Origin of the sequence: Haloarchaeobius salinus (assembly GCF_024464185.1) — an archaeon.
In the GTDB taxonomy this organism is placed as follows: domain Archaea; phylum Halobacteriota; class Halobacteria; order Halobacteriales; family Natrialbaceae; genus Haloarchaeobius; species Haloarchaeobius salinus.
On record NZ_JANHAU010000005.1, the window covers coordinates 20,449 to 45,667 of the forward strand.

The 25,219-nt window shown below is 63.0% G+C and carries 23 protein-coding genes and 1 pseudogene; 19 read left to right on the forward strand and 5 right to left on the reverse strand.

From position 1 onward, the window contains the following. Positions 1–132: 132 nt before the first annotated feature. From NO345_RS15335 to NO345_RS15345, 3 genes are all read left to right on the forward strand, one after another. Positions 133–1,386 (forward strand): MgtC/SapB family protein, encoded by a 1,254-nt coding sequence (locus NO345_RS15335; protein WP_256300634.1) that lies wholly within the window; start codon positions 133–135, stop codon positions 1,384–1,386. Positions 1,387–1,648: 262 nt separating this feature from the next. Then, complete coding sequence (locus tag NO345_RS15340) at positions 1,649–3,655, forward strand: SLC13 family permease (protein ID WP_256300636.1); 2,007 nt, start codon at positions 1,649–1,651, stop codon at positions 3,653–3,655. 294 nt (positions 3,656–3,949) lie between these two features. Beyond that, on the forward strand, positions 3,950–4,129 hold the full coding sequence (locus tag NO345_RS15345) for a hypothetical protein (protein WP_256300638.1): 180 nt from the start codon (positions 3,950–3,952) through the stop codon (positions 4,127–4,129). Between the two features lie 614 nt (positions 4,130–4,743). Here the strand turns inward: NO345_RS15345 and NO345_RS15350 are convergent. Then, a pseudogene (locus tag NO345_RS15350) lies at positions 4,744–6,450 on the reverse strand (transposase). Between the two features lie 67 nt (positions 6,451–6,517). Then, positions 6,518–6,958, reverse strand: coding sequence for a hypothetical protein (locus tag NO345_RS15355; protein ID WP_256300640.1), 441 nt, complete (start codon positions 6,956–6,958; stop codon positions 6,518–6,520). Positions 6,959–7,382: 424 nt separating this feature from the next. Between NO345_RS15355 and NO345_RS15360 the strand changes: the two genes are divergently transcribed. The 8 genes from NO345_RS15360 (at position 7,383) to NO345_RS15395 (ending at position 16,331) form a co-directional block, all read left to right on the forward strand. Further along, entirely contained in the window at positions 7,383–7,760 is a 378-nt protein-coding gene (locus NO345_RS15360) for a winged helix-turn-helix domain-containing protein (protein WP_256300642.1), read from the forward strand. Continuing rightward, positions 7,757–8,032 carry a DUF7521 family protein gene (locus tag NO345_RS15365; RefSeq protein ID WP_053947866.1) on the forward strand — a complete coding sequence of 92 codons (276 nt, stop codon included), beginning with the start codon at positions 7,757–7,759 and terminating at the stop codon, positions 8,030–8,032. Before NO345_RS15360 ends, NO345_RS15365 begins: the two co-directional genes overlap by 4 nt. A gap of 194 nt (positions 8,033–8,226) precedes the next feature. Further along, a complete protein-coding gene (locus tag NO345_RS15370; protein WP_256300644.1) occupies positions 8,227–10,827 on the forward strand; it encodes an efflux RND transporter permease subunit in 2,601 nt (866 codons plus the stop codon). Positions 10,828–11,477: 650 nt separating this feature from the next. Continuing rightward, entirely contained in the window at positions 11,478–11,774 is a 297-nt protein-coding gene (locus tag NO345_RS15375; protein WP_256300646.1) for a Rossmann-fold NAD(P)-binding domain-containing protein, read from the forward strand. 671 nt (positions 11,775–12,445) lie between these two features. Then, a complete protein-coding gene (locus NO345_RS15380; RefSeq protein WP_256300648.1) occupies positions 12,446–13,321 on the forward strand; it encodes a ParA family protein in 876 nt (291 codons plus the stop codon). Further along, positions 13,318–13,746, forward strand: a complete 429-nt coding sequence (locus tag NO345_RS19855; protein WP_368407885.1) for a DUF7970 domain-containing protein — start codon at positions 13,318–13,320, stop codon at positions 13,744–13,746. The genes NO345_RS15380 and NO345_RS19855 overlap by 4 nt, the downstream gene beginning before the upstream one ends. Before the next feature lie 199 nt (positions 13,747–13,945). Then, positions 13,946–14,695: a PGF-CTERM sorting domain-containing protein gene (locus tag NO345_RS15390; protein WP_256300652.1), complete on the forward strand. Its 750-nt coding sequence runs from the start codon at positions 13,946–13,948 to the stop codon at positions 14,693–14,695. Positions 14,696–14,948: 253 nt separating this feature from the next. Then, the gene (locus tag NO345_RS15395; protein ID WP_256300654.1) at positions 14,949–16,331 is read left to right on the forward strand and encodes an ATP-binding protein; all 1,383 of its coding nucleotides are present in this window, start codon (positions 14,949–14,951) and stop codon (positions 16,329–16,331) included. 21 nt (positions 16,332–16,352) lie between these two features. Here NO345_RS15395 and ilvA read toward each other — a convergent pair whose 3' ends face one another. Continuing rightward, the gene (gene ilvA, locus NO345_RS15400; RefSeq protein WP_256300656.1) at positions 16,353–17,570 is read right to left on the reverse strand and encodes a threonine ammonia-lyase; all 1,218 of its coding nucleotides are present in this window, start codon (positions 17,568–17,570) and stop codon (positions 16,353–16,355) included. 174 nt (positions 17,571–17,744) lie between these two features. On the opposite strand from ilvA, the gene NO345_RS15405 reads away from it, so the two are divergent. The 7 genes from NO345_RS15405 (at position 17,745) to NO345_RS15435 (ending at position 23,265) form a co-directional block, all read left to right on the forward strand. Further along, a complete protein-coding gene (locus tag NO345_RS15405) occupies positions 17,745–18,419 on the forward strand; it encodes an SCO family protein (protein WP_256300658.1) in 675 nt (224 codons plus the stop codon). After that, on the forward strand, positions 18,416–18,943 hold the full coding sequence (locus NO345_RS15410; protein ID WP_256300660.1) for a TlpA family protein disulfide reductase: 528 nt from the start codon (positions 18,416–18,418) through the stop codon (positions 18,941–18,943). The genes NO345_RS15405 and NO345_RS15410 overlap by 4 nt, the downstream gene beginning before the upstream one ends. Beyond that, positions 18,936–19,598, forward strand: a complete 663-nt coding sequence (locus NO345_RS15415) for a cytochrome c biogenesis protein CcdA (RefSeq protein WP_256300662.1) — start codon at positions 18,936–18,938, stop codon at positions 19,596–19,598. The genes NO345_RS15410 and NO345_RS15415 overlap by 8 nt, the downstream gene beginning before the upstream one ends. 126 nt (positions 19,599–19,724) lie before the next feature. Beyond that, on the forward strand, positions 19,725–20,150 hold the full coding sequence (locus tag NO345_RS15420) for a DUF2267 domain-containing protein (protein ID WP_256300664.1): 426 nt from the start codon (positions 19,725–19,727) through the stop codon (positions 20,148–20,150). A 243-nt stretch (positions 20,151–20,393) separates the two neighbouring features. Next, on the forward strand, positions 20,394–21,443 hold the full coding sequence (locus NO345_RS15425) for a metal ABC transporter substrate-binding protein (protein ID WP_256300666.1): 1,050 nt from the start codon (positions 20,394–20,396) through the stop codon (positions 21,441–21,443). Then, positions 21,440–22,246 carry a metal ABC transporter ATP-binding protein gene (locus NO345_RS15430; protein ID WP_256300668.1) on the forward strand — a complete coding sequence of 269 codons (807 nt, stop codon included), beginning with the start codon at positions 21,440–21,442 and terminating at the stop codon, positions 22,244–22,246. Before NO345_RS15425 ends, NO345_RS15430 begins: the two co-directional genes overlap by 4 nt. Then, positions 22,243–23,265 (forward strand): metal ABC transporter permease, encoded by a 1,023-nt coding sequence (locus tag NO345_RS15435; protein ID WP_368407886.1) that lies wholly within the window; start codon positions 22,243–22,245, stop codon positions 23,263–23,265. The genes NO345_RS15430 and NO345_RS15435 overlap by 4 nt, the downstream gene beginning before the upstream one ends. Positions 23,266–23,375: 110 nt before the next feature. Here NO345_RS15435 and NO345_RS15440 read toward each other — a convergent pair whose 3' ends face one another. Both NO345_RS15440 and NO345_RS15445 read right to left on the reverse strand, forming a co-directional pair. Beyond that, the gene (locus NO345_RS15440) at positions 23,376–24,248 is read right to left on the reverse strand and encodes a DUF6920 family protein (RefSeq protein WP_256300670.1); all 873 of its coding nucleotides are present in this window, start codon (positions 24,246–24,248) and stop codon (positions 23,376–23,378) included. Next, positions 24,245–24,445 carry a hypothetical protein gene (locus NO345_RS15445; RefSeq protein ID WP_256300671.1) on the reverse strand — a complete coding sequence of 67 codons (201 nt, stop codon included), beginning with the start codon at positions 24,443–24,445 and terminating at the stop codon, positions 24,245–24,247. The genes NO345_RS15440 and NO345_RS15445 overlap by 4 nt, the downstream gene beginning before the upstream one ends. A gap of 145 nt (positions 24,446–24,590) precedes the next feature. Here NO345_RS15445 and NO345_RS15450 point away from each other — a divergent pair, with 145 nt between their 5' ends. Then, on the forward strand, positions 24,591–25,181 hold the full coding sequence (locus tag NO345_RS15450; RefSeq protein ID WP_256300673.1) for a hypothetical protein: 591 nt from the start codon (positions 24,591–24,593) through the stop codon (positions 25,179–25,181). Positions 25,182–25,219: the final 38 nt, after the last annotated feature.

The window sequence follows — 25,219 nt, forward strand, 5'->3', positions numbered from 1 at the left end:
GCCCGTGATACTGGCAGTGAGGGTGAACGTCCACCGTCATCGGTGGACGGAACACCGGAACGAGGAGGCTACTCCGTCAATAGCTCGTCCCGCCCTACTGTTTGACAATCCACTGGCTGGATAGGCTACACAATGGTCGATCCTACCACGGGTCCCCTCGCGGAGACCATCTTCCATCTCCTGCTCGCGGGCGGCCTGGGGGCACTCATCGGTCTGGAACGGGAGCAGAGCGAGTCGGGCGGGTCGTTCGCCGGGAGCCGGACGTTTCCACTGATCGCGCTGTATGGGGCGCTCGTCCAGGGGTTCTTTCCGTCCACACTCCCGCTCGCCGTTGGAACGCTCGTCGTACCGCTCACCGTCGCGTACGTCGGGAAGATCTGGTACGAGGGCGATATCGGCCTGACGACGCTCGTGGCGGCCCTCGTCACAGTCATCCTCGGTGCGCTGGTGATGCATTCCGACCGCGGGGCAACCGTCGCCATCGTCGTCGGCGGGGCCGTCACAGTACTGCTCTCCGTGAAGGACCCGATACACGAATTCGCCGACCGGATCGAGGAGAGCGAACGGCGGGCGTCGGCGAAGTTCATCCTCGTCGTCCTCGTCGTCCTCCCGGCGCTCCCCGACCGTTCGCTCGACGTCCTCTACGGACTCAACCCGAGATTCGTCTGGTTGATGGTCGTCTTCGTCACTGGGCTCGGGTTCGTGGCGTACGTGCTCGGACAAACGCTCGGTCCCGAACGAGGGATCGCTCTCACGGGGATCGTCGGGGGGTTCGTCTCGTCCACGGCAACGACGGTCTCGATGGCTGAGAAGACGACCCGGAACGCGACACTCTACCACGTCTGCGCGTTCGCGGTCGTCACCGCCTCCATCGTGATGTTCCCCCGTGTGCTCATCGAGATCGCGGTGGTCAACCCCGACCTGCTCTCGAGCGTCGCACTGCCGCTGGGAGCGATGACCGTGGTCGGTGCGGTTGCCGCCGGGGTGTTGTACTGGCGGACCGCGTCAGACGAGACGGTCGAACCGGAAGAGCTCAAGAACCCGTTTCGCCTGCGGCCGGCCCTCATCTTCGGGGGAATCTTCGCTGCCGTCTTGCTCGTCTCCGAGTACGCCAACGAGTGGTTCGGAGCGTCGGGCGTGTATGCGACCGCGTTCTTCTCCGGACTCGCGGACGTCGACGCGATGGCGATCACGTTGAGTCGACTCGCAGCCGAAGGGGCTGTCTCGACAGAGGTCGCCACGACCGGGATCGTCATCGCGGCTATCGCGAACACCCTGGTCAAAGCCGGGTTAGCGTGGATCCTCGGCAACCGCAGGTTGGGAAGGCTCGTGTCGATCGTACTCGGCGTCGTCGTCCTGAGCGGTCTGGTTTTTCTCGTCGTGTGAACCATCCTGGAATCCACGGACGGTACCGTCGAACGTCGTCCCGCAACGTTGCGTCGGGCAAGCCCCTTCGATTCTCCCCCGATATCGTGTGAATGGTAGTCTTCGAAGTTCTGCCGGTGCTCCTCGATCTGGAATCGGCCCCCGTCTCGAACCACGTCTTCGGTGGATGCGCTGACAGCGGCGAATCCAGACAGTGGGAGGGGGAGTGGTGAACCCTAGTTCTATGACCCCATCCGAGCAACCTCTCAAGGAGAACTGATAAATGAGTGCTGTCGTAGCCACCTCCTCTTGGAGCTCCGGATGGCCGCTACAGATACTCCCCGTGCAGCTTCCGGTGTCTCTCGACGTGGTCGTCGTACTGGCGCTCATCGCCGCGGTCTTCGTCCTCTTTTTCACCCAGCCGGTACCGATCGACGCCACCGCGGTCGGCCTCGTGGTCGCGCTCGTCCTCCTCGGCGAGTGGACCGGCGTGTCGCCGGAACAGGGGGTCTCGGGCTTCTCGAACCCCGCGACACTCACCGTCCTGTCGATGTTCGTCCTGAGCGAAGGCGTCCGACGGACCGGAGTCATTCAGATCCTCACTCGGAAACTGGTCGCGTTCGCCGGGGACGACGAGTTCCGGCAGTTGCTCGCCACGGTCACGCTCTCCGGGCCGCCCGGCGGGGTCGTCAGCAACGTCTCTGTCGTCGCCGTGTTGATACCTGCGATAATGAACCTCGCTCGGCAGACGAAAACCTCACCGTCCAAGCTCCTGATACCCCTGTCGTTCGCCTCGATGCTCGGCGGCATGCTCACCGTCGTCGGCACGATAACGAACCTCCTGGCGAGCGAGGTGTGGGTCCAGGTGGGCGGCCCCGACGCACAGCCGTTCGCGCTGCTCGAGTTCACGCAACTGGGTGCCATCGTCTTGCTCGTCGGGATCGTGTACCTGCTCACCGTCGGCCGATACCTCACGCCGGCACGGATCAAGCCGGCGGAGTCGCCAACCGACGCGTTCGGCATGACCGACTACCTCACCGATGTCGTCGTCATGGAGGACTCGCCGCTCGTCGGTTCGCGGGTCGGGGAACTGAGCGAGCGGGACCTCGATCTCGACGTGTTCCAGATCGTTCGTGGCAACCGGACGCTCACCCGCGGACTCGGAGCGGAGCGGATCGAGACCGGCGACGTTCTCTCCGTCAGGGCCGACCAGGAAACCCTCCAGGAGGTCATCGAGCAGGACCACCTGCGGCTGTTACCGGAGGTCCTGGAGGCGGCCACGGAGGAGGACGCGTCCCTGCCGCCCGGCTTCTCACCACGGCGTCATGGCTGGGAGCCGTCCGACGCGGAGCCCAGCGACTCACTCGCCGGGGACGAGGAGTCGAGCGAAGACACGGAGGAAGCCGGCAACGAGACAGCCGAGGAGGCCCCCGACGAGGAGATCGAACTCACAGAAGTCGTGCTACTGCCCGGCCCGTGGTCGAGTCGACGCAGCGGTGTCACGGACTTCGAGCGGGACTACGACGTGACAGTGCTGGCGATCCGGCGCGGCGACGAGGTGATTCGCCAGCGTCTCCGTGAGGTCCGGTTACAGGCGGGCGACGTCATCCTCGTCCAGGCGCGCGACCAGGTGTTGGACCACATCGCGAGGGATACGAACGTCGCCATCGCGAGCGGGGACGGGTGGGAGGACTTCGACCGGTCGAAGATCCCCATCGCGCTGGGGATCCTCGCCGGCGCCCTCGGACTTGCGGCACTCGACATCCTCGGGCTCATGGTGAGTGCGCTGACGGGCGTCGCGGCGATGTTCTTCACCGGCGTCCTCACACCCGAAGAGGCGTACGAGGCCATCGACTGGGAGGTGATATTCATGGTCGCGGGTGTCATCCCACTCGGTATCGCAGTCGAGGCCTCAGGCACGGCGGATCTCATCGCCGACCTCGTCGTTTCAGTCAGCGTTCTCCTCCCCGTGATTGCGGTCCTGGGTCTGTTCTACCTTGGGACGGCGATTATCACGGAGATGATCAGCAACTCCGCCAGCGTCGTGTTGCTGTTGCCGATCGGGGTCGAGGTCGCCGGTCAACTCGGCGCGAACCCCTTCGCGTTCGCCATGGCCGTGACCTTCGCCGCCAGCACACCGCTACTGACCCCCGTCGGCTACCAGACGAACCTCATGGTCTACGGACCAGGCGGGTACAAATTCACTGATTTCGCACGCGTCGGTGCCCCATTACAGTTGATCCTGACGGTCGTCACTACAGCCGGCATCGCTTATTTCTGGGGACTCTGAGCGATGTCGGCTACTGCCGCGGGTGTTCACCTGCACCATCTACACCAGGGTGGTGGACAACTCTCGACGTCCACTGCTGTGCTGGGAAGGCGGTCCCCCATCAACGAGGTTCATCGGCCGAATTGGTACGACTCCAGTTAGTTCCACACCGATACGTCGGTCCAAACCTTCAGTCGACAGATAGGCTACTCCGAGGGGAACGATTCATATCGTTTGCACCAAACTGGGACTAGTGAGGTTCGTTACCGAACGATGGAACCGAAAACCGTCTTCTACAAGCATCCCTACGCTACCATGGTCACAGCCGTCTTTCTAGTCTCCATCGTGATAACCACGATGTACTACTTTCGGTTGATTCCCGGCGTCCCGGAACCCCGGCCCAAGCTGGACGGCTTACTCATGATGACAGCGATCCTTCTGGTGACAACGGTCGTGAGCTGGACCACGGCGATGATTATGCGGCCGAACGAGTGAGATCCGAATCCCCGAGCCCACCTACTCGTTCAGTACCAGCGCCTTCGAGGAAAGAGACCATCGACGGTCGACCAACCGAGAAGTTTGCTGCTGGTCTACTGCGTGTATGTAACCGACGGTGTCCGGTGCGACTGACCGGACGGGCGTCCCACTCGTCGAGCAGGCACCGGAGCACGGTCAGTCGGTCGTGGACTCCAACCGCTCATCCGCGAGTCTCGCCATCGAACGCGAGCGACCTGGAGTGATGGTCGGAGGTGGCGTCGGTAACAGGAGCTCTCTATCAGTAGCCGGTTCGACGGGACGGGGCTCCAGAGGGCGGTGCTCCGTGCCGAACGACTGAACGATGGGGATAGGGCAACAGCTTTCGGACCAGGGATCGCGACGATAGCTTCGAGAGGGTCGTCCGTGCAGACGTGGCCACATTCTTCGCGTCCTTTTAAGGCTACAAATGAAACTGGGAATTCTGGGAGTTGGTGAGTCCACAATCGCCCGAACACAGAACAGAATCGACTTACCGAGTGACCATCGCTCGAACTACTGACAGATACCGCGAAATACGCGAAAATGAACAGCGCAGCCGCTACCGAATCGGAGAACCCGGCGTGAGAAAAGCGTTACCCGAACTTCCGTAGGAAGTCACCTAACGCCCGTACGAACGTCTTTGCCGTGATCACTGGCGGTGACCGGATCGGTTTATCGAGTGCGACCTTGATCAGATAGTCTGTGAGCCGCCACAGGTTATAGATCAACGTCGACAACGCGAAGTTGCATAGCCGAAGCCGATAGTCCGTCGACGATGTCTTCGGCAGAAAGTCCTTGATTGACTTGTACTGGTTTTCGATGTCCCACCGCCGACTGTACCCGTTCACCACGCTCGCAATCTCCTCCGGCTCAACGCGGTCCTCGTTCGTCACGAACACCGCGTACTTCCCGTCAGCATCATCGCGTGTGCTCTGCGCGTAGAGAAACTCCGCCTCGTGATGAACCTCGCCGTCGATTCCCAGCGGCACATCGTGTTTGACAGCTGCATCCGCCGTCGGATGCTCCTGAATCTCCTGAATCGCCGCCAAGTCATCCTCGTACGTCGGAACTGGCGAGAGGTACGTCAGGTCCCGGTCATGAACGTCTGCGTACACCTGATTCACGTAGAATCCTCGGTCGAACACCACCGTGTCCAAATCGACGAACCGCTCGGCACTGTCCAGTAGTCGGCTCACCAGGTCGGCTTTCGAGTACGACGGGGAACCGTCAGGCTCCCACTCGGAATCCTCTTTGACCGGCTCGATACCGAGGACAATCGGTGCATGGTCTCCGACCAGGGTGATGGTCGCGTACTTGTACCCTCGCTTGTACTCGCCGTCTTTCTTGTACCCGCTCACCATCTTCGGATAATCTGGCTTGGCGACGCCTGCTTCCTTGTCTTCCCACGGCCAGACGTGGAACTGCTCGTGTGTGATGTCGATAGCTGCAATCGTCTCACGAGCGCTGAAAGGGTTCTCTCCGCGAATCGAGTTGATGATGTTGTCCGTCGCGGCGTCGAACGCCGTCATGATAGAGTCTCTAATCCGGTCGATTTCCAGCATCGAATCGTCATCCTCGAAGGTGAGTTGGCTGTCCGAATCGTCGGGTGTCGCTATCTTCTTAATCGCACGCAGGAACGTCGAGTCGTCGCAGATGAGGTCGTCTGTGAGCCAGCCGTACTCCGATTCAGAATGAGCACTCCCCTTGTTTGCACAGATTCGTGCGAACATGTCGAGTATCACTTCGTCGGAGTAGGTCTTGTGGGCCGCTCGGTGTGTGTCGAACTCGGGAAGGACGTGCTTTCGAGCGAGCGTCAGCGTCTTCTGGGCTTACTCCTTCTTGTACTCGTTCTCGCTCTTCGAGTTCTCCTCCTCGAGTTCAGTTGGACCGGTCGGAACCAGTCCCTCTGTAATCACGCCGTGGTCGAGTGCAGCCTGTCGCACGCCCGCAACCGTCCTGTTGAGAACCTCTTGCGTGTCCTCGCTGAACTTCCCGTGCGTGTACGAGAGGTCTTGTTGGGTGGGTGTGTTGGAGAGATCAGTAATGTCGAATTGGAAACTCTTTGTCAAGGCCGGACTCTGTCCTAATCTAGCCGCGAGTTTGTTCTGGGAGATGCCGCGGACCCCCATGAACAGCAGCGCACGAAACATCTCGTCGGTTCCGTAGGTGACGCGGTTCTGGTCGCGTGCGTCCTCAAGTTCGCTAACGGGAATCGAGAGCCTTTTGATGACGTCCCAGAGGTGGTCTTCACGCTCACAGAGCGTCTCTGCGTGAACAACGATGCCCTCCGCAACAGTCATTCGTCTTTTGACACCCTACTAAAGTAGAGTCCTAATCAACGGCTCTGATAACTCCTATCGACTCGTCTCACAGAAGCCCGGCAACGACGAGCAGCGCTATCGAGACACCGCTCGCACCAAGGAACCACGGTCGCGCTCGTGTTGCATCTGCGACCGCTGACGTCTCCGATTGGCTGCCAGTCAGTCGACGGAACCCGAAGAACAGCACGGTTGCGAGGACAAGCCACAGGCCGACCATCGTCAGGACGAGGTTTCCTCGGCTCGTCGCCTGGAGCGATTCGGCAGTATAGAGCGTCCCTGCGAGATGGCCGCCGCTGAACAACAGTAGCAGGACTGAGGCCACCGTAAGATACCAGAATCTTCTTGCGATAAGCGTCACCCCTTCTGTACTCAGCAAATCGTTGCGTGCTGCCGGGATGACGGCCCCTGCAACCACGAGTGTCCCGCCCGTCCATAATGCGGCGAAGACCGTGTGGATAGTCATTACCACATCAAGCATAGTTGTCATTGTCGCACCTCCGCGATCAATTGTGTGACAATCGAATTAGGGTTGCTCGATCGGCGTTTTGTCCTGGATTCTTCACTCCCCGCGTCTCGCAGGTTGATTCGTTTATTAGCTTCGTGTGTCATCAGTCGATTATTCGAGGCTGGCCATATACACCAAAGGAGGTGTCCCAGAGTCTGGGAGTAGTACCTATAAACGACCAAAAACAGCATTAACGCACCACAGCGTGCTATTCCAGCAACTTGGGAATAATCGGGGACTCTAAACCCATCGCGCCGAATCAATTAAACACTACAAAATACGCTGTTTATGAAATGCCACAGCACCTCTACAATATATAGCACCTGAGATGACCGAACAAAACGTTAATCCGAATCGGCTATCACTAATCCCGTCGAAGAATTCATTCCGCAATTCATCTACTGAAATGGATCGATGGTCGTCCGAGGAACTCGGCGATCCCGGCCTCCCGACGGTATTAAAATCCCTCGACGACGATAAATGTCGAACCATACTCACGCTACTGGCTGAACCGAAATCTGCCAGCGAACTCTGTGAGGAGTGCGGTCTCTCAAGCTCGACGGTGTATCGGAAGCTCGACTTGCTCCGTGAATCGATGCTCGTCCGTGAATACACCGAGGTTCGACGTGACGGACCCAACGTGACTCTCTACGAACGCGATTTTACTGATATCTCAATTAGCGTCACCGATGACGAGTTCACGATAGAGGTATCCCGACCCAAAGAAGACCCAGAAGACCGCATGGCAACGTTCTGGTCTGCAATGAAGGAGGATTCAAAATGAACCTCTCTATCGTGTTACTCGGCGTCGTGAAGATCACTGCTCTCATTCTCGGGGGAATTGTGTCTCTGATGGCGTACAGAGCATACAATCGCACGCGAATCGCGGGCCTCCAGTTCTTTGCGATAGGATTAGCAGTCATCACACTTGGAACGTTTCTCGTCGGAGTCTTCCATCACATCGGTGGAGCGTCCACTATCACCGGGATGACTCTTGAGAGTGTGATCATCAGCATTGGATTCGTCGTGATGATCTACGGGCTCAAGCAAACGTAGAATCCGATCTGTCGTTGCCGACGGTCGCTACTCCAGCAGGGACGTTCGAAGCTACGACTGGTTCTCCCACATCTTGGGACGCTTCCATCGCTCCTTATCAATCCCTATTGGAATACGCATATGGACACGTCCGATACAGAACGAACTCGATTAGACATCGTATTTTCTGGTATAGCTGGGGGTGTCAGTAATCGATGAAGCGAAGCCTTACTTCTGAGTACGCAGATTTCGTCGCATCGCGGAGCAGGTTGGTTATTGTACTGTTGCTCGTCATCAGTGCCGTCATTGGTGCTGGCGCGATTGTAGGCACCACTGCGGAAGGCCAGATTGGCCAAGCCGGAATCAATTCTCCGGAACAGGCGGCGCTTGACCGTATCGAAGCGACGTACGAGACGGACGATGCAGTTGTTGCACAGGTCGTGATCAGGGACGAAGGAGGTAACGTTCTCACCCGCGAATCATTACTTAAAAGTCTACGTCTTCAGCAGGAGCTCCGAGAAAACGAATCGGTCAATGCGACACTTCGTGACGGAACGGGGATGGTCGGCATTGAGAATATCGTTGCAAACGTTGCGTACTCACACCAACAGAGCAGCGGTTCGTCAGCTACCGGCGATGATTCTGGAAACAATACGTCGATGGCAAGACAGGGTCAGTCGTCAGCACCGACACTTGACCAGCAGATCACAGCACTTGAATCCAGCACCGACGAGGAAGTGGAAACGTATCTCAGCCGAATCCTCGACCCAGACACGTCTGTTCCCGGCAACGAGCCAACTCAATTTCTACCGACGGATTACGAACCAGGGACGACGAGTGCAGACGCGAGAACGACTCTCGTCTTTCAACAGAGTCCGAGCAGTTCGACTACAACCACCGAATCGGTGAACGATGCCCAGCTGGTCATCAGCTCTCTCGTCGAGAAGCGCTTCGACGACGCGTTCGTGTTCGGGCAGGGTCTCATCGAAGCGGAATCCTCCCAGGCCATCGGCGACACGTTCATCATCATCACGCCCGTCGCAATCGTTCTCTTGCTCACCGTCCTCACGATTGCCTACCGGGACCTCATCGACGTTCTCGTGAGCATATTCGGCGTGGCCGTCGTGCTGGTGTGGTACGCTGGCATACAGGGGTGGCTCGGGATTCCGTCGAATTCGACCCTGATCGCCGTTCCGTTCTTGCTTATCGGCCTGAGTATCGATTACTCGCTCCATGTCGTCATGCGCTACCGCGAAGCCCGAGAGGGAGCGCTCGACACCGACGATGAGAACGTCGATCGACGAGATCCCACGACAGCGATGCGTCTCGGAATCGCTGGGGTCGTTCTCACCCTCGCTACCGCCGCGTTCTCGACGGCTGTCGGGTTCCTCTCGAACTACGTCAGTCCGCTGGGCTCAATTCAGGATTTCGCCATCCTGAGCGGTGTGGGAATCGTCGCCATCTTCGTCGTTTTCGCCGCGCTTGTACCAGCCGTCAAACTTGAACTCGAACAGTTTTTCGACCGCCGTGGCCGCGACCGGCATACCCCCGCCGTCGGCGTCGGTTCGGGGCGGCTGAACCGTGTTCTCTCGGGTACCGCTACGCTTGCTCGGCGAGCCCCCCTCGTCGTCATCGTTCTATCGTTACTCCTCGCCTCCGCAGGGGCGTACGGCGCGACCAGTATCGACACCGAGTTCAACCAAGCCGATTTCATCCCGCAGGATGCGCCGTCGTGGATGGATTCTCTCCCGGAACCGTTCGCACCCGGTGAATACGAGGTGAGTGAGAATCTTGCATACCTCAGCGACAATTTCCGCCAACGTGGAGAGGGATCAGAAGGTCAAATATTGATACATGGGAACGTGACCGCGCCAGCACTCCTTACCGCGACCGACGATGTGGTCCGCAATACTAAGAGCAGCGGGACAGTCGTCATCGGTTCCGATGGAAGACCAGCTATCGAAAGTCCAACATCTGTCCTTCGAGCTGTCGCTTCGGAGAATCAAACGGTTGCGGATGCAATCGCAGCCCGTGACACGGATGGTGATGGCCTCCCAGACAGAGACGTCGCGGCAGTCTATGACCTGATGTTCAATGTTGCTCCCGAACAAGCATCGTCGGTTCTCTATCGTGCCGAGAACGGGTCATACGAATCTGCCCGGCTAACTGTCGGCGTGCAGGGGGACGCCTCGGCTCAGTCGGTCGCAAGGGACGTACGAGACATCTCCTCGACCATTGAACAGGACGCCCCAGTACGAGCTACTGCAACGGGTGGTCCGGTCATCACTGCTGTCGTCCAGAGTGCTCTGTTCGAAACGCTCGTCGAAGGATTCGCTATCACCTTAGGGGTCATCCTTGCCCTTCTTATCAGTATGTACTGGTGGCGGTACCATGCACCGGGGCTGGGTATCGTGACGCTCGCACCCGTCCTAATCGCGCTCGCGTGGTTGCTCGGCACCATGTCCGTGCTCGATATCCCATTCAACAGCGAGACCGTCGTGATCACGAGTTTAGCCATTGGTCTCGGCGTGGATTACAGCATTCACGTCAGTGAGCGGTTCGTCGATGAACGCGCTCGCTACGATTCGCTCGCCGAAACGCTGGGGACAGCACTTGAGGGAACTGGTGGTGCGTTACTCGGAAGTGCGGTGACGACTGCGGCGGGCTTTGGGGTGCTCGCACTGGCGCTATCACCCCCGCTCCAACGCTTTGGCATCGTCACAGGCTTGAGTATCGTCTACGCTTTCATCGCGTGCGTGACGGTACTTCCGTGTCTGCTCGTGGTTCGGGAGCGCGTGCTCACACGAATGGCCTGAGCATCTCCTTGGGACGCACACGCGTTCTTTTTCCACTCGGGATGTAGTTTCTCAGCCAGGTTGATCACTTTGCGGTTCAGAGACCAGTCTGAAGTGTAGCCGATTGTGCACATCTGCCACGGTTGATGTACGAGGAACTATCTACTCCGTGCCTGTGTTGAAGTTGACGCGAGCACCTATTGATTCCCGTCCGCAGGATAAATGTTGGAAGATTGGTGGTTTGTAGGAGTATAAACGCAGAATCTGTGAGTGGCACCCTTCGTTCTAGATATCGTGAATATTGGTTTATACATCTGCGAACTCCCCAAGGCTGGTCGGTCGGGAGCGCCTCGCAATCGAGCGGTGACTCGTGTCCGGACCGGGTCCTCGTCACCGAGGCGACCGGCACGGTCGGTAGTCACTCCGTGCGGAGCTCGCGGCGTACGAGGGCCCGACCGCCCGTGACCCGGATGGACACGATGGGCCTGCAGACGAGGCATCCCGTTCGACTTCACCGACCCCAAGACGTGTCGAGACGCGTTCGCCGCCGCGGATTCCTCGTTCCTGGTCGGGCCGCCCGCGATTTCGCGGGTCGAGCGGGAGAGGGTCCCCGCTCTCGCCGCCGCGGTCGGTGCCGGCATCGGCCACATGGTCTTCCGCTCGGACATCGGATGGAGCGCAACCCGGTGGTCCCGCACGCGATGATCGAGTCCTGGCTCAGCAGGAGCGGTGTCGAGACCACGGTCCTCCGAGCACCGTTCGTACAGAACCTCGTCGCCGAGCACCTGGCCGAGGTTCGCGCGGGCGTACTGTTCATCCCCGCTGGTGATGGTGGAACGAGTTTCGTCGATGCACGCGACGTGGCCGCTGTCGCGGCGGTCGCACCCACGACAGTTCGCACGGGCCACGTACGACCTCCCGGGTCCGATTCGCTCGGGTACCACGGGGTCGCCGGGGTTCGTCCCTGAGCTGGATCACCCCGTCCGGTACGTTTGGCTGTCCCTTTCCCGGTTCTGTTGGCGTCGGGTACGTTCCGGTCGTGATCTCCGCCCGGTGCCCGTCAGGTCTGCTCTCGACCCGACCGCGCGTCTGGGGTTCGATGTTCGGGCGTCTAGAATCGTGCGTCATCTGCTCGGCCGTGATTCCCGTTCGTTCTCGGCGTTCGTTCGTGACTCGAGGGGCGTGCTGTCGTGATGTTCAGTCGGTCGGTAGCCTCCATGAAACACCACCAGAATCGACTCCCGTACCGACATTCATCTTCTGTGTTCATCGACCATATTCACTAGTTGTGTTCATAAGATACATTCATCTATGTAGTTCCATCATTGTGTTCATTGCTGCAATTCATTGGTGAATTGAGTAGCATATAAGATGAGAGTGGAACACTGAATACAGACGATGAATGTAGCGCCTTACTGTAGGCCGTTGGTGTACTTTATTACTGGAAGGTGTTGCAGTACGTAGTTGTTGAGAAAAGTTGTGTTCGTTGATTGCTGAAAGTTGTTGAGTTCAAGAGGCGAATTCAGTACATGTGCTCGTTAGGTGTGTTCAACGTTCGTGTTCACTTGTCACGTTCACCACCGGAAGTCACGAATGCGTCTGACGAACATTCAAGATGAATGGGTGTGATGAACCGAGCATGTTAGCGTACTCGACGTACAGCGAGGCCGGCGGGGTCGGCAAGACGACGACCGCCGCCAACCTGGCAGTGGCGCACGCTCGCGCCGGGCTAAAGCCACTCGTCGTCCCGCTCGACCCACAGGACGGCGACCTCTCCCGGCTGTTCGGCGTCGACGACCAGCGGACGGAACCGGTCGACAACGTCGTCCGGCACATGATCCGACGACCGAAAGGTGAGTTCGACGACCTCGTCAGAACCGTCGAGGGCGTCGACATCGTCCCCGAGCACAACATGCTCTCGGACCTCGCGGAGTACCTCCAGCGCGAGAAGGACCAGGCCGAGGCGATGGGCGAGGCCTTCGGGATGCACGCCCAGCTCCTCCGGGTGCTGCGCGAGGCCGGCGTCCCCGAGAAGTACGATGTCCTCATCTGTGACCCGCCGGCGACGGAGGGCCCGCACCTCTACAACGCCATCCACGCCACGCGCTCGCTCGTGATCCCCGTGGAGCCGAGCGCGAAGGGCCGTGCCGCAGTCGAAGGTCTCGAATCCCTCGTGGCGGGGCTGGAGGAGCAACTGGAGGTCGACGTCGGTGTGCTCGGTGCCATCCCCATCGGGTTCAAGGACACGCGCGACCAGCGGACCATCCTCGACGAGATCCAGTACCCGATTCCGGAGATCATCGGCGAGCGAGCGTCGATGATGGAGGGCTGCTGGATGCAGCAGTGCTCGGCGTACCGGTACGTGCGCGAGCACCGCGACCGACAGCGTGACTACGAGGTGGAGACGCTGGCCCAGTTCGACCGCATCGCCCGCCATCTGGAACGCGAGGTCGGACTGCAGGCCCCGAACCCGCCCGAACCTGGCGATCTCGAACACGAGGTGCTCGCCCCATGACGGGGATGAAAGAGGGTGCCGGAGAGGACCCGTTCGCGGAGGAAACGCCGGAAGACACTGGGCCGTCCGGAAGTTCGAGCACAGGCACGACGACGGGGGCAGCGTCAGGCGAATCGAGCAGCACCGAAAGCGCCGACCACTCCTCCTCGGGCAGTAGTCGGAGCGGCGGTCGCCGCTCGATGTCCATCCCGTACAAGTTCCGGCGCGACGGCGTCCAGGACGGGCGTGACCGTGTCCCGCTGTTCCTCAAGCCCGAGACGAAGAGCGCCGAGCGAGACGCACTCCGGGAGCTGGAGGAGCGCTTCGACGCCGACGTATCGCTCACGGACCTCCGAGAGGCGCTCGTGATGGTCGGTCTCGAGCATCTCGACGAGGTCGAGGGCGAGCTGGAGGAGTGGGGCTACGGGATGACGTTCGACGAGTAGCCTACGATAAACCGTTATCGACGATATCGTTTCGAAAGTGGCCTGCCGGCGAACGACGCCATAGAGCTCTCCAGGAGGATCCCCTTTCCACGACCACAGAACGGTACTCAAAGCAGGAGGTGTCCTCGCCCTCATCGGTCACGGTGCGGGTACAGCGGCCGGCGATCCGTCGGAACAGGCCGGGACCAGCAGTGACCCGTTGAACGAACTCTACACGGAGGAGCTCAACGGTGGTGCCACCGGCGACACCGCACTGACGGACGTCACGGGGTCTGGCCTGACGATCAACGGGGCCGGCGAACTCACCGTGTCCGGCGTCAGCAAGTGGGCCGAGGGCGACGACACGGCTCTGTTGGAACCCACCTCGAAAGACGGCGTCGAGGTCGACACGACCACCGCCATATCCGGCCAACGCGTCTGTCGGAACTTCAGCCGGACGCTGTTCGGACTCAGCCAGGGTGATACCCTAGAGGTGGAGGTAACCGTCAACGTGAACGTTACCCTCGCTACCGACGCAACCCAGGCCGCGAACTACACCGTCGCGCTCTACGTCGACGGTGTACACGTGGGGAACGAGACGGTCAGCCTCCCTGCCGAGGGGAACCGGACTATCTCACTGAGTCACAGGTTCGCCGAGCCCGGTGAGTACGCATTCGCTATCGACAACCAGTCGGTCGGATCGGTCACCGTCGAATCCGCAGGGACCACGACGACGAGAACCACAGCCGACCCGTCCCAGACCACTGAAGTCACCGATGGACCCACCCAGACGACGGGAACCACAGGTGTACCTGCCCAGACGACGCGTCCCACTGAGGGAGAGGCGACCAGTGCTCCTGCGTCGTCGCCGACCGAGCCGGCCACCGACGGGGACGTGCCAGGCTTCGGCGTACTTGCGGCGGTGCTGGCACTACTGGCGACCGCGCCCCTCGCACGGCGGTGGTACTGACGGGTCCTGTGGCCGTCTGTTGCGGTGATCGATGGCTGTGGACACCGGATTGATCGGTCGGCCGCCTCCGTCGTCTGCGACCTCGTCTGTGCGACCGATGCCGGTGTGGGCGTCCGGAACGCTGTGCTCTGGGGGAGTCGACCCCTGGTGGACTGGACTCGATTCCACCGACCTCGATTATAGAAATCACGATTTCAGAAATCTACATTTCCATAATCGAAGCTTCCAAGTGTCGGGTTGACGCACGTGTCGTATGGCGTCGTTCGTCGACCGGAAGAAGGAGGTAGCACGGCTCAGGGCCGCCTACGAGTCCGACGAGGCCGAGTTCGTCGTCCTGTACGGCCGTCGACGGCTCGGGAAGAGCGAGCTGGTGCGGCAGTCGATCCTCGACCGGAACGACGCGGTGTACTACCAGGCGACGGAGTCCACCGCGGAGAACCAGCTCGAGTACTTCGTCGAGGCGGCGACGGAAGCGGTACCGTCGGTCGGGAACGTCAGGCGGGACTGGGAGGCACTACTCGAGGCACTCGGCCGGGAGGAGGCCGTCGTCGTCATCGACGAGTTCCCGTTCCTGATCGACGCCGACGAGTCGCTGCCATCGCGGCTCCAGCGCGTCTGGGACACGCAGCTGGAGGAGACAGGGATGACGCTGGTCCTCATCGGTTCGTCCATCAGCGTGATGGAGGAGAAGGTCCTCTCGGGGGGCAGTCCCCTCTACGGTCGGCGAACCGCGACGATAGACCTCGGGCCGCTCTCGGTCGGCGACGCCCGCGAGTTCTTCCCCGGGTACGACGCCGAGACCGCCGTCGAGACGTGGGCCATCTTCGGCGGGACACCGTACTACCTGCGGACCATCGACCCGGAGCAGCGGCTCGCCGAGAACGTCCGGGAGAACATCCTCTCGGAGCAGGGATTGCTCTACTCCGAGCCGGAGTTCCTGCTGCGGACGGAGCTGCGCCAGCCGAACACGTACTTCAGCATCCTCCGGGCGCTGGCACACGGCCGCCGGACGCCGAACGAGATCGCCGGGATGGCGGGCATCGAGTCAGCGTCGTTGAGCACGTACCTCCAGAAGCTCCGCAGACTCAGACTGGTCGAACGGCACATCCCGGTCACTGAATCACCGACGTCGTCGAAGCGCGGCCGGTACCGGATCGCCGCCCCGCTGTTCCGGTTCTGGTTCCGGTTCGTCTACGGTCAGCAGGACAGGCTACGCCTGCTTGGGGAAGATGCCTTCGAGGAACTGGTCGCGCCGGCGCTCGCGGACTACGTGAGCCCACTGTTCGAACGCCTGTGTCAGCAGACGCTGCCGCAGCTGCTCGACGGCCAGTACCGGGCCGTCGGCCAGTGGTGGTACAAGGAGCACGAACTCGACGTGCTGGGGTTGAGCGACGCGGGCCTGGTCGCGGGCGAGTGCAAGTTCACCGAGTCGCCGGTGGGCGAGGGGGTACTTGCCGACCTCGAGCGGACCACGACGGAGGTCCGCTGGTCCGAGGAGCCGGCCGACGCGACGACGCGGTACGCACTATTCAGTCGTTCGGGGTTCACCGACGACCTGCGGGCGACGGCACGGGAGCGAACGGACGTCTCCCTGTTCGAACTCGAGGATGTCCTCGGGGCCACCGGCGGTCGTTGAGGGGTCCGGGACTCGCCCCGGTCAGTTCAGGAGGTCGACTTCGTATCCGGCGTCGCGCAGCGACGCGAGGATGCGTTCGGTCTGGCCGGTCCCGCTGGTCTGGACGTGGAACTGGAGGTAGGCGTCGCCGACGTCGAGCTCCTTCGCGGAGCGCTCGTGGGTCACGTCGTGGATGTTCGCCCCGCAGTCGGCGATGAGGGCGGAGACGCGGCTCATCTCCCCGGGGCGGTCGACGATGTGTACCTGGAGGTGGACGAGCTGGTTGCGATGGGTGAGCCCGTGGGTCAGCACGGTCTGGAGGTCGGTCATGCTGAGGTTCCCGCCACAGAGCAGGGGGACGACCACCTCGTCGCTCACGTCGAGCGCGTCGCTCCGGACGGCCGCGACCGACGTCGCCCCGGCCCCCTCGACCATCTGCTTCGTCCGTTCGAGCATGAACAGCACGCTCTCCGCGATCTGGGTATCGGTGACGGTGACGACCTCGTCGACGTGCGCCGAGATGAGCTCGTAGGTCAGCTGGGAGATACCGCCGGTCGCGATGCCGTCGGCGATGGTCTGCATGGAGTCGATGGTCACCGGGAAGCCCTTATCGAGGCTCTCGGGGACGGTCGCAGCGGACTCGGCCTGTACGCCGACGACGCGAGTCTCGGGCGACCGTGCCTTGACGGCGGTCGCGATACCGCCGATGAGCCCGCCGCCGCCGATGGGAACGACGACGGTGTCCACGTCGGGCACCTGTTCGACGATCTCCAGCCCGAGGGTCCCCTGTCCGGCGACGATGTCGGGGTCGTCGTAGGCGTGGACGAAGACGCTGTCGTCGTCGTTCAACGTCTTCGCGTGCCGCATCGCCGCCTGGAAGTCCTCGCCGTGGAGGACGACCTCGGCACCGTAGCTCTCCGTCGCGTCGATCTTCGCCTGCGGAGCGCCCTTCGGCATCACGATGGTCGCGTCGAGGCCGACCTTCGTCGCGGCGAGGGCGACGCCCTGTGCGTGGTTCCCCGCGCTGGCGGCGAGTGCACGGGTCGCGTCGCTCCCCGAGGCGACGACCTGCGTGAGCTTGTTGTACGCACCGCGTGTCTTGAACGAGCCGGTGCGCTGGAGGTGCTCCATCTTCAGGCGGACCGCGGCGTCGGCCTCGGCGGCGAGCGAGCGGTTCGTCTCGATGGGTGTCTCGCGGACGACGGAGTCGTCGTCGAGCCGCTCGCGGGCCGCTTCGATGTCGGTGACGGTGACCTGCATGGCGATTACTGCTACAGACCACCGGATGACTCGGCATAAAACTACATACTCGTTTTCAGACACGGGTTACTGGCTGCCGCGGGAGTGGCCGACGTCGCGGTGTGCCGTCGTGTGACGACGAGATTCGACCGACGAACCAGATTACACTTGTTCTCGTCGGGGCAAGTGTCGGGCATGAAACGGCGGAACGTGCTCGCGACCGTGGGGACCGTCGCCGGTGGCAGCGCCCTCTCGGGCTGCCTCGGGGTTCTGAGCGAGGATTCGAACCCGAACGTCGTGCTCGGAGACCCCGGGAACCCGTTCGAGAGCGAGGACGTGGCTTACCCGGCCTGGGGCCAGCGGCTCCCGGACGTCACGCTCCCGGCTCCGCTCGAGACCCGGGACGTCAAGCTCGCATCCATCGAGCGACCACAGCTCCTGACGTTCTTCTACAGCCACTGCCAGACCGTCTGTCCGGTCCTCATCTCGACGTTGCGGAACGTCCAGACCCACGCCCACAACAACGGCTACGCTGACGAGGTGGCGCTCCTGCCGGTGACGTTCGACCCGGAACGGGACACGGAAACCCGGCTGCGGAGCTACGCCGAGGAGCGGAACGTCGCCGCGGACGCGGCGAACTGGCACTTCCTGCGGCCGTCGTCGACGGAGCGTGCGAAGGCCGTCGTCGAGGACGAGTTCGGGGTCGCGTTCCGGCGGACCGAGCCGGAGGACATGGAGATGTACATGTTCACGCACACGTCGCTCACGTTGCTCGTGAACGCCGACGGCTACGTCGAGCGGGCCTACCGCGACCAGTCCCCTGACGTCGACACCATCCTCTCGGACCTCGAACGGGTGAGGACGGCGTGAACAGACGGCGGGTCCTGACCGCGCTGGCGGGGGTGGGCCTGACCGGTGGGAGCCTGTGGGTCGCACGGAACGGGCTCGGGTCGTCGAGCAGCGACCGACTCCCGCTGACGGTCGAGACGCTCGACGCGAACGGGTCGGCCGCCGGGTCGGCCACGGTACCGACCCCCGGAACGGTGACCGTCGTTGACCTCTTCGCGACGTGGTGTGCACCCTGTGACGACCAGCTCGCCGAGTTGAACGAACTCGAACCGGCGTACGACTCCGTCTCGTTCGTCTCGGTCACCAACGAGCGGCCCGGCGAGACCCTGACCAGAGAGGACATCGCCGACTGGTGGAACCGGAACGGCGGCGACTGGACCGTCGGCGTCGACCCCGGGAGCGAGCTGCTGACCGCGTTCGGGGCGAGCGGACTCCCGTTCATCGTCATCGTCGACGCGGACGGCGAACCCGTGTACGAACACGGCGGGCTCGCGAGCGCAGCGACGCTCCGGAGCCGGCTCGACCCGCTCGTCGGGGATGACTGAACTCGACCTCGCCGCGGTCGTCGCGTTCGCCGCGAGCGCCGGTGTCGCGACCTTCTTCGCCCCGTGTGCGTTCCCGCTGCTGCCCGGCTACGTGGGCTACTACCTGAGCGAGAGCGACTCGGAGACGTCGATGGTCCCCGTGGCGGTGGCCGCTGCCGTCGGTGCGCTGGCCGCACTGTCGGCCGTCGCCGGGCTGGTGCTCGCAGTCGGCGGCCCGGTCAGACGGTCGCTCCCGTTGCTGGAGCCTGTCGTCGGTGGGGGGATGGTCGTGTTCGGGCTCCTCACGCTGACGGGTCGCGGCCCGGAGCTCCGGCTCTCGCTCCCGAAGCGCCCGACCTCCGTGCTCGGGTTCGGCGTGTTCGGCGCGGTGTACGCCGTCGCCGCCGCGGGCTGTGTGGTCCCGCTGTTCGTCGGGGTGCTGACCCAGGCCCTATCGCTGCCGACGGGGGGTGCCGCGGTCGTGCTGGCGGTGTACGCACTCGCCGTCGCGCTCCCGCTAGTCGGCGTGACGCTCCTCGCGGGAGTGGGTGTCGACGCGTGGCGGGAGCTGGGCGCGTACTCCCGGCACGTCCAGCTGGTCGCGGGCGTGGTGATGGTCCTCGCGGGGCTCGGCCAGGTGTACCTCGCAGTGTTCGAACTCGGGGTGCTGTCCTGACGACGCTCCCACCAGGGTCGACACGGATTCCGCGACGCTCGGTGGTCGGTAAGCTGTGCTTAGGCAATAGTTGTCCCGGGTAGTCACTGTGTTCTATTGCGGGCCGCGGTCCAACCGGTACGGGAGATGAACTTCGACGAGTTCACGGGTGAGGTACAGCACCGCCTCGAACTGCCGGGAACCGGCGAGACGGTCCGTGCCATCAGGGCGACGCTCACGACGCTGGGTCAGCGCATCCCCGCGGGCAACGCGGCGGACCTCGCGGCGTCGCTCCCGCTGGAGGTCAAGTGGTACCCGACCGGCGCGGTGGTGGAACACGGTCAGCGGTTCGACTGGTCCGAGTTCGTCGACCGGGTCGCCGAGATAGAGGGGACTGAGCGTCAGGAGGCGGCGTACCACGCGCAGGTCATCGTGGATCTGGTTGCGTCGCAGGTGCCGGCGTCCGACTTCCAGCATCTCCGGGACCAGCTTCCACAGGCGCGGGACGACGAGAACTGGGGGAAGCTGTTCGCCGTGATCGACGCTGGCGGGTGGCAGGAGTCGACGGGATAGTCGGCGGAATCTGGTATGAGAGCTTCTACCCCGACTCGAGTGGAGGGATGGATACGCCGAAAAACGAGTTTAGACGTTAGTAATACAGGGAGGAGGAGCACTGATGGCGTGGGGGTAGTCACGCGAAAGGATAGTCAGCTCGTGACCGTCTCGGTCACCACTACGTAATATGGTTTAGATACGTCTAATTTCAGAGTTAGAAGATAATAGTTATATGTTTTGAGAGACTAGCGTCGACCGAGTATGAACGATACGAACGGGATTTCCTCCTCTCGTCTCTCTCGCCGGCAGGCACTCGCAGTCGGCGGTGGAGCACTGCTGAGCGGAATCGCGGGCTGTCTCGGTGGAACGAACGCCAGTTCCGACGATGGACTGACGGCCGCGGCCTCCTTCTTCAGCTTCTACGACTTCGCCCGGAAGATAGCGGACGGGACGGCCATCCGGATCGAGAACCTCGTTCCGGTCGGGATGCACGGACACGGCTGGCAGCCCAACGCACAGGTGACGCGGGACATCATCGAGGCCGACGCGTTCATCCACGTCGGGCCGGGGTTCCAGCCGTGGGCCGACCGTGCCATCCAGACGCTCGAGGACGACAACGTGGACACGCAGCTCATCAATGTCCGCGAGGGCGTGGAGCTGGTCGACCTCGCTGCCAGCCTCGACCCCGACGAGGAAGGTGTGGGCGAACAGAAGGGGAAGGACCCACACTTCTGGCTCGACCCCCACCGCGCCCGGAAGTCGGTTGACAACATCACCGAGGGGCTCGTCGAGCTCGCGCCCGACGAGGAGGACACGCTGCGAGAGAACGCCCGCACCTACAAGAGCGAGCGACTCGCCCGGATCGACGCGGACTACCAGGCCATCTTCGACGCAGCCGACCGGCAGGTCGTCCAGCTGGCCGCCCACAACGCCTTCCAGTACATCGGGGTCCGGTACGGCGTCGAGATGCGACCGCTGGTGACGAACCTGGCCGCGAGCGGTGACGTGGCTCCGGAGGACATGCGACGGGCCCAGGAGACCATCCGGGAGCACGACATCAGGTACATCGCGAACGGCGTGTTCGAGACCCGTCGCCCGGCGGTCCAGCTGATGGAGGAGACCGACGTGGAGGCGTACTTCCCGGTGACTCCGTACGCCGGTGTCAAGGAGGAGTGGGTCGCGGAGAACTGGGGCTACGAGGAGATCGCCTACAACATCAACATGCCCACCTTCGAGGTCGTTCTCGGAAACAAGCCCCCCGACGAGGCCGGGCCGAACGGCTGGGCTTCCGAGTGGAGGAACTTCCAATGAGTGCCGAAGACGCGGAGGAAACGGTGGAGAGAGGGGCAACGGCCGACGTTCCAGCATCGGCGACGGGTGGGACCGTCATCGAGCTGCGCGACGTCGAATTCGGCTACACCGCCACGCCGGTCGTCGAGGACGTCTCCCTCTCGATAACCGAGGGGGAGTACGTCGCGGTCGTCGGGCCGAACGGGTCGGGCAAGTCGACGCTGATGCAGCTCATGCTCGGCCTGCTCGAGCCCGACAGCGGCGAGGCACGACTGTTCGGCGAGCCAGCGCATCGGTTCGACGACGGGGAACGGCTCGGCTACGTCGCCCAGCACGCCAGCGCCTCGAAGGAGATGCCCATCACGGTCCGCGAGGTCGTGAACATGGGTCGGTTCCCACACGTCGGCTTCGGCCGCCTCTGGGAGGAGGACAGGGAGATCGTCGACGAGGCGCTGGCGACGGTCGGGATGTCGGCGTTCGCGGACCGGCGCATCACGCAGCTCTCCGGGGGCCAGCGTCAGCGAGCCTTCATCGCGCGTGCGCTGGCGGGCGAGGCCGAACTGCTGGTGCTCGACGAGCCGACGGTCGGCGTCGATGCGGAATCGGTGCAGGCGTTCTACGAACTCCTCCAGTCGCTGAACGACCGGGGAATCACCGTCCTGCTCATCGAACACGACCTCGGTGCCGTGACCGAGCACGCCGAACGCGTCGTCTGTCTCAACCGCGAGGTGTACTTCGACGGTCCCACCGACGAGTTCGTCGAGAGCGACGCGCTCGGCCGCGCCTTCGGGACGGCCGCGAACTTCCTGGGTGAGCGACAATGACGGGGACGCTCGCGGCAGTGTGGCTCCAGTCCACCCCGAACGAGACGCTCGATACGGCGTTGGCACCGATGTACTGGCTCCTCGACCTCTGGTCGGGTGCGATGTCGTGGCTCGCCCGGACGGCCGGCATCGAGATGCTGAGCTACGGCTTCATGCAGCGGGGCATCCTCGTCGGCCTCTGCATCGGGGTCATGGCACCGCTCATCGGGACGTTCCTGGTGCACAGACAGCTCGCACTCATCGGCGACGCCCTCGCCCACACCGCGTTCGCGGGCGTCGCGGTCGGGCTGTTCCTCAACGCGGCCATCGACCTCGGGGTGACGCCGTACCTGACGGCGGTCGTCGTGGCGATGATCGCCGCGCTGTTCATCGAACTCATCTCGGAGGTGACCGACGCGTACAACGACGTGTCGATGGCCATCGTGCTGTCGACCGGTTTCGCCATCGGGACGACACTCATCAGCATCAACGCGGGCGGATTGACGGTCAGCGTCGACCAGTACCTCTTCGGGAACCTCTCGACGGTGACCTCCCAGAGCGCCGCCATCCTCCTCGTGCTGTTCGCCATCATCGTCGGCGTCGTCGCCCTGACGCGCAACCAGTTGCTCTACGTCACCTTCGACGAGACGGCGGCGGAGGTCGCCGGCATCTCCGTGAGCTGGTACAACCGTATCATGGTGATGCTGACCGCGCTCGTCGTCGTCGGCGCGATGCAGATAATGGGCGTCATCCTCGTGGCGGCGATGCTCGTGGTCCCCGTGGCGGGCGCATCGCAGGTCGCCAGGAGCTTCAACGAATCGTTGCTCGTCTCCATCGTACTCGCCGAGCTCTCGGTGCTGCTCGGCATCGCAGTCTCGTACGAGATCGGCGCGACTGCCGGCGGTGTGGTCGTCCTGTGTGGCGTGGGTATCTACGCGGTCGCCGTGGCCATCGGGAAGCTCCAGACCAGCCTCGGGGACCAGTCCGCGCCCGAGATGGGGAGCATCGACGTTACCGAGGGCCAGTCGAAGGCGGACTGATGGGACGAGTCCGGACCGACTGTCGGTCCTGCAAACCCGTCGTCGGCGACCGGACGTCGAGCGTGCAACCCCAGCGCCAGACGCTCCACACGAGGGGCTCCGGAGGCAGGTCAAGCGTCCGGGAGCCCGCGCCGTGAGCGGTCTGCAACGTCGTATTCGACCGCCGTGACACGCGCTCGCCAGTACGGTGACGCCCCCGTGGAGGTCTCCCACTCGACGCGTGCTTCGGTCGGAACACGGACGCCGTCGTGCCACTCGTACTCGCCGAAGTGGCCCGTCCACGGGAGGAAGTCGTCGTCTTCCTGCCGATAGCGGCGCTCGGCGGTGACCCGTTCGACCAGGCCGGCATCGTCGAAGTGGAACACGAGCGATGCCGCCGTCGAGCCGTCGACGATAGTCGCCTTCGCGCGATTCTCGTCCACGGGCTCCCACGCGACACCGTTGGACGGGAGCAATGCGGACGGTACCCAGGGGCCCTCGGCGAGGTACCGCAGCAGTTCGCTCCGGTCCATCTCCGGGTTCGACGGCGCGGTCGCGACCGGAACGACACCGAGGGCGAGTGCCCGGAGCGAGCCCGCACCGCCCTCGTAGGCGTCGACGACGCGGACCGGAACGAGCGGTGCCGCGTGGATGCTCGCGTCCCAGACGAACCCCGGCGGGTCGACGGTGACGTGCTGGGTCGCGGTCATCGGCCGCCACTCGTCGCCGAGCAGGAACGACCCCTGCTGGTGCAGCCGTGCGGTCCGAGGGAGTGCTCGCTCCGGAGCCAGCACCGCGTCGAAGTACCGACGGACTGGAGACGGGAGGTCGGACAGCCCGTCGACCGCATCGAGTTCGACTGCCGGTCGCCCCGCGGCTGCGAGGAGACCGTCGACCCGGCGACGTGTCGACCGTTCGGTCCGGACCCGACCGACCACGAGACCGACAGCACCGACCAGCAGGCCGCCGATGGTGACCAGGCCCAGGCGTTTCCGCAGCGTCATGCCGTTCGTCCCCCGCCGTCGGCGTTGCGCGTCGCGGCCCCGACGCCGACGAGTACGAGGGCGAGCGTTCCGAGCACGGGGAGCGGGACCTCGACCTGGTAGTCGAACACCACGACCGACGCACCGGCGACGAACAGCAGCAGTCCGAGGAGTAGCGTCAGGTTCCCTGCGAGTGACCGATTGCTCCGTTTGTTCATACGTTGTGATACGTCAGGTGACCACATCTGACTACTGCTGGCTCCCACCACCTGAGAACCAGAACGAGGGCTCTCGGGGCCCCGTCGTTCCCATCCGGTGAGACGGACCGTCCGAGTTCAAGTCCACTCACGGCGTCTCTAGAGCATGGAAACTACCGTCACCACCAGAACCAAAAAGCGGCCCCGCAGGGAGGGCGGATTCCCGGCGTACGGCCCCGTCGACGCGGCCCTCGGCTACTGGCTGTTCTACGTCGTCGTCGATCGGGCGACACCGACCGTCGTCGACCTGTTCGCCGGGCGCGTGCTCGAACTCTCGCCGTCGCTGGTCCGGCTCGGACTCGCGGCGCTGCTCTGGTTCGTGCTCGCCGTGACGCTGCTCGACCAGCTACGGACACAGTTCGACGCCCTCACCCGCCGCTCGGTTCCCGAGCGTGACTGGTGGTCCGTCTCCCGGCTGGTTCCGGATCAGTACTGGATGCTGGCGTACGGCCTGGGGACCGTGCTGGCCGGTGCGACGGCACTCGTCACCTTCGAGGTCGGCACTGCTGCGGCGGTGACACTCATCGAGAGCGTCGCGACGGTCGACGTGGCGGCCATCTCCCTTCTGGACGTGGTCGCAGTCGTGGTGTTCTTCGTCTCCTTCGCGGTGGCCTCGTTCAGCCTCGACCGACTGGCGATTCGGGCCATCCGCGTGCTGCTGGCCGGGGAGCGCGTGTCCACTGCACCGAAACGCTGAGGGGGGCCGACGTGGACAGACCAGTCACGGAACCGGTC

Coding starts and splice junctions, on each gene's coding strand:
- NO345_RS15335 (WP_256300634.1), top strand. CDS start 133: ATGGTCGATCCTACCACGGGTCCCCTCGCGGAGACCATCTTCCATCTC.
- NO345_RS15340 (WP_256300636.1), top strand. CDS start 1,649: ATGAGTGCTGTCGTAGCCACCTCCTCTTGGAGCTCCGGATGGCCGCTA.
- NO345_RS15345 (WP_256300638.1), top strand. CDS start 3,950: ATGGTCACAGCCGTCTTTCTAGTCTCCATCGTGATAACCACGATGTAC.
- NO345_RS15355 (WP_256300640.1), bottom strand. CDS start 6,958: ATGACAACTATGCTTGATGTGGTAATGACTATCCACACGGTCTTCGCC.
- NO345_RS15360 (WP_256300642.1), top strand. CDS start 7,383: ATGGATCGATGGTCGTCCGAGGAACTCGGCGATCCCGGCCTCCCGACG.
- NO345_RS15365 (WP_053947866.1), top strand. CDS start 7,757: ATGAACCTCTCTATCGTGTTACTCGGCGTCGTGAAGATCACTGCTCTC.
- NO345_RS15370 (WP_256300644.1), top strand. CDS start 8,227: ATGAAGCGAAGCCTTACTTCTGAGTACGCAGATTTCGTCGCATCGCGG.
- NO345_RS15375 (WP_256300646.1), top strand. CDS start 11,478: ATGGAGCGCAACCCGGTGGTCCCGCACGCGATGATCGAGTCCTGGCTC.
- NO345_RS15380 (WP_256300648.1), top strand. CDS start 12,446: ATGTTAGCGTACTCGACGTACAGCGAGGCCGGCGGGGTCGGCAAGACG.
- NO345_RS19855 (WP_368407885.1), top strand. CDS start 13,318: ATGACGGGGATGAAAGAGGGTGCCGGAGAGGACCCGTTCGCGGAGGAA.
- NO345_RS15395 (WP_256300654.1), top strand. CDS start 14,949: ATGGCGTCGTTCGTCGACCGGAAGAAGGAGGTAGCACGGCTCAGGGCC.
- ilvA (WP_256300656.1), bottom strand. CDS start 17,570: ATGCAGGTCACCGTCACCGACATCGAAGCGGCCCGCGAGCGGCTCGAC.
- NO345_RS15405 (WP_256300658.1), top strand. CDS start 17,745: ATGAAACGGCGGAACGTGCTCGCGACCGTGGGGACCGTCGCCGGTGGC.
- NO345_RS15415 (WP_256300662.1), top strand. CDS start 18,936: ATGACTGAACTCGACCTCGCCGCGGTCGTCGCGTTCGCCGCGAGCGCC.
- NO345_RS15420 (WP_256300664.1), top strand. CDS start 19,725: ATGAACTTCGACGAGTTCACGGGTGAGGTACAGCACCGCCTCGAACTG.
- NO345_RS15425 (WP_256300666.1), top strand. CDS start 20,394: ATGAACGATACGAACGGGATTTCCTCCTCTCGTCTCTCTCGCCGGCAG.
- NO345_RS15430 (WP_256300668.1), top strand. CDS start 21,440: ATGAGTGCCGAAGACGCGGAGGAAACGGTGGAGAGAGGGGCAACGGCC.
- NO345_RS15435 (WP_368407886.1), top strand. CDS start 22,243: ATGACGGGGACGCTCGCGGCAGTGTGGCTCCAGTCCACCCCGAACGAG.
- NO345_RS15440 (WP_256300670.1), bottom strand. CDS start 24,248: ATGACGCTGCGGAAACGCCTGGGCCTGGTCACCATCGGCGGCCTGCTG.
- NO345_RS15445 (WP_256300671.1), bottom strand. CDS start 24,445: ATGAACAAACGGAGCAATCGGTCACTCGCAGGGAACCTGACGCTACTC.
- NO345_RS15450 (WP_256300673.1), top strand. CDS start 24,591: ATGGAAACTACCGTCACCACCAGAACCAAAAAGCGGCCCCGCAGGGAG.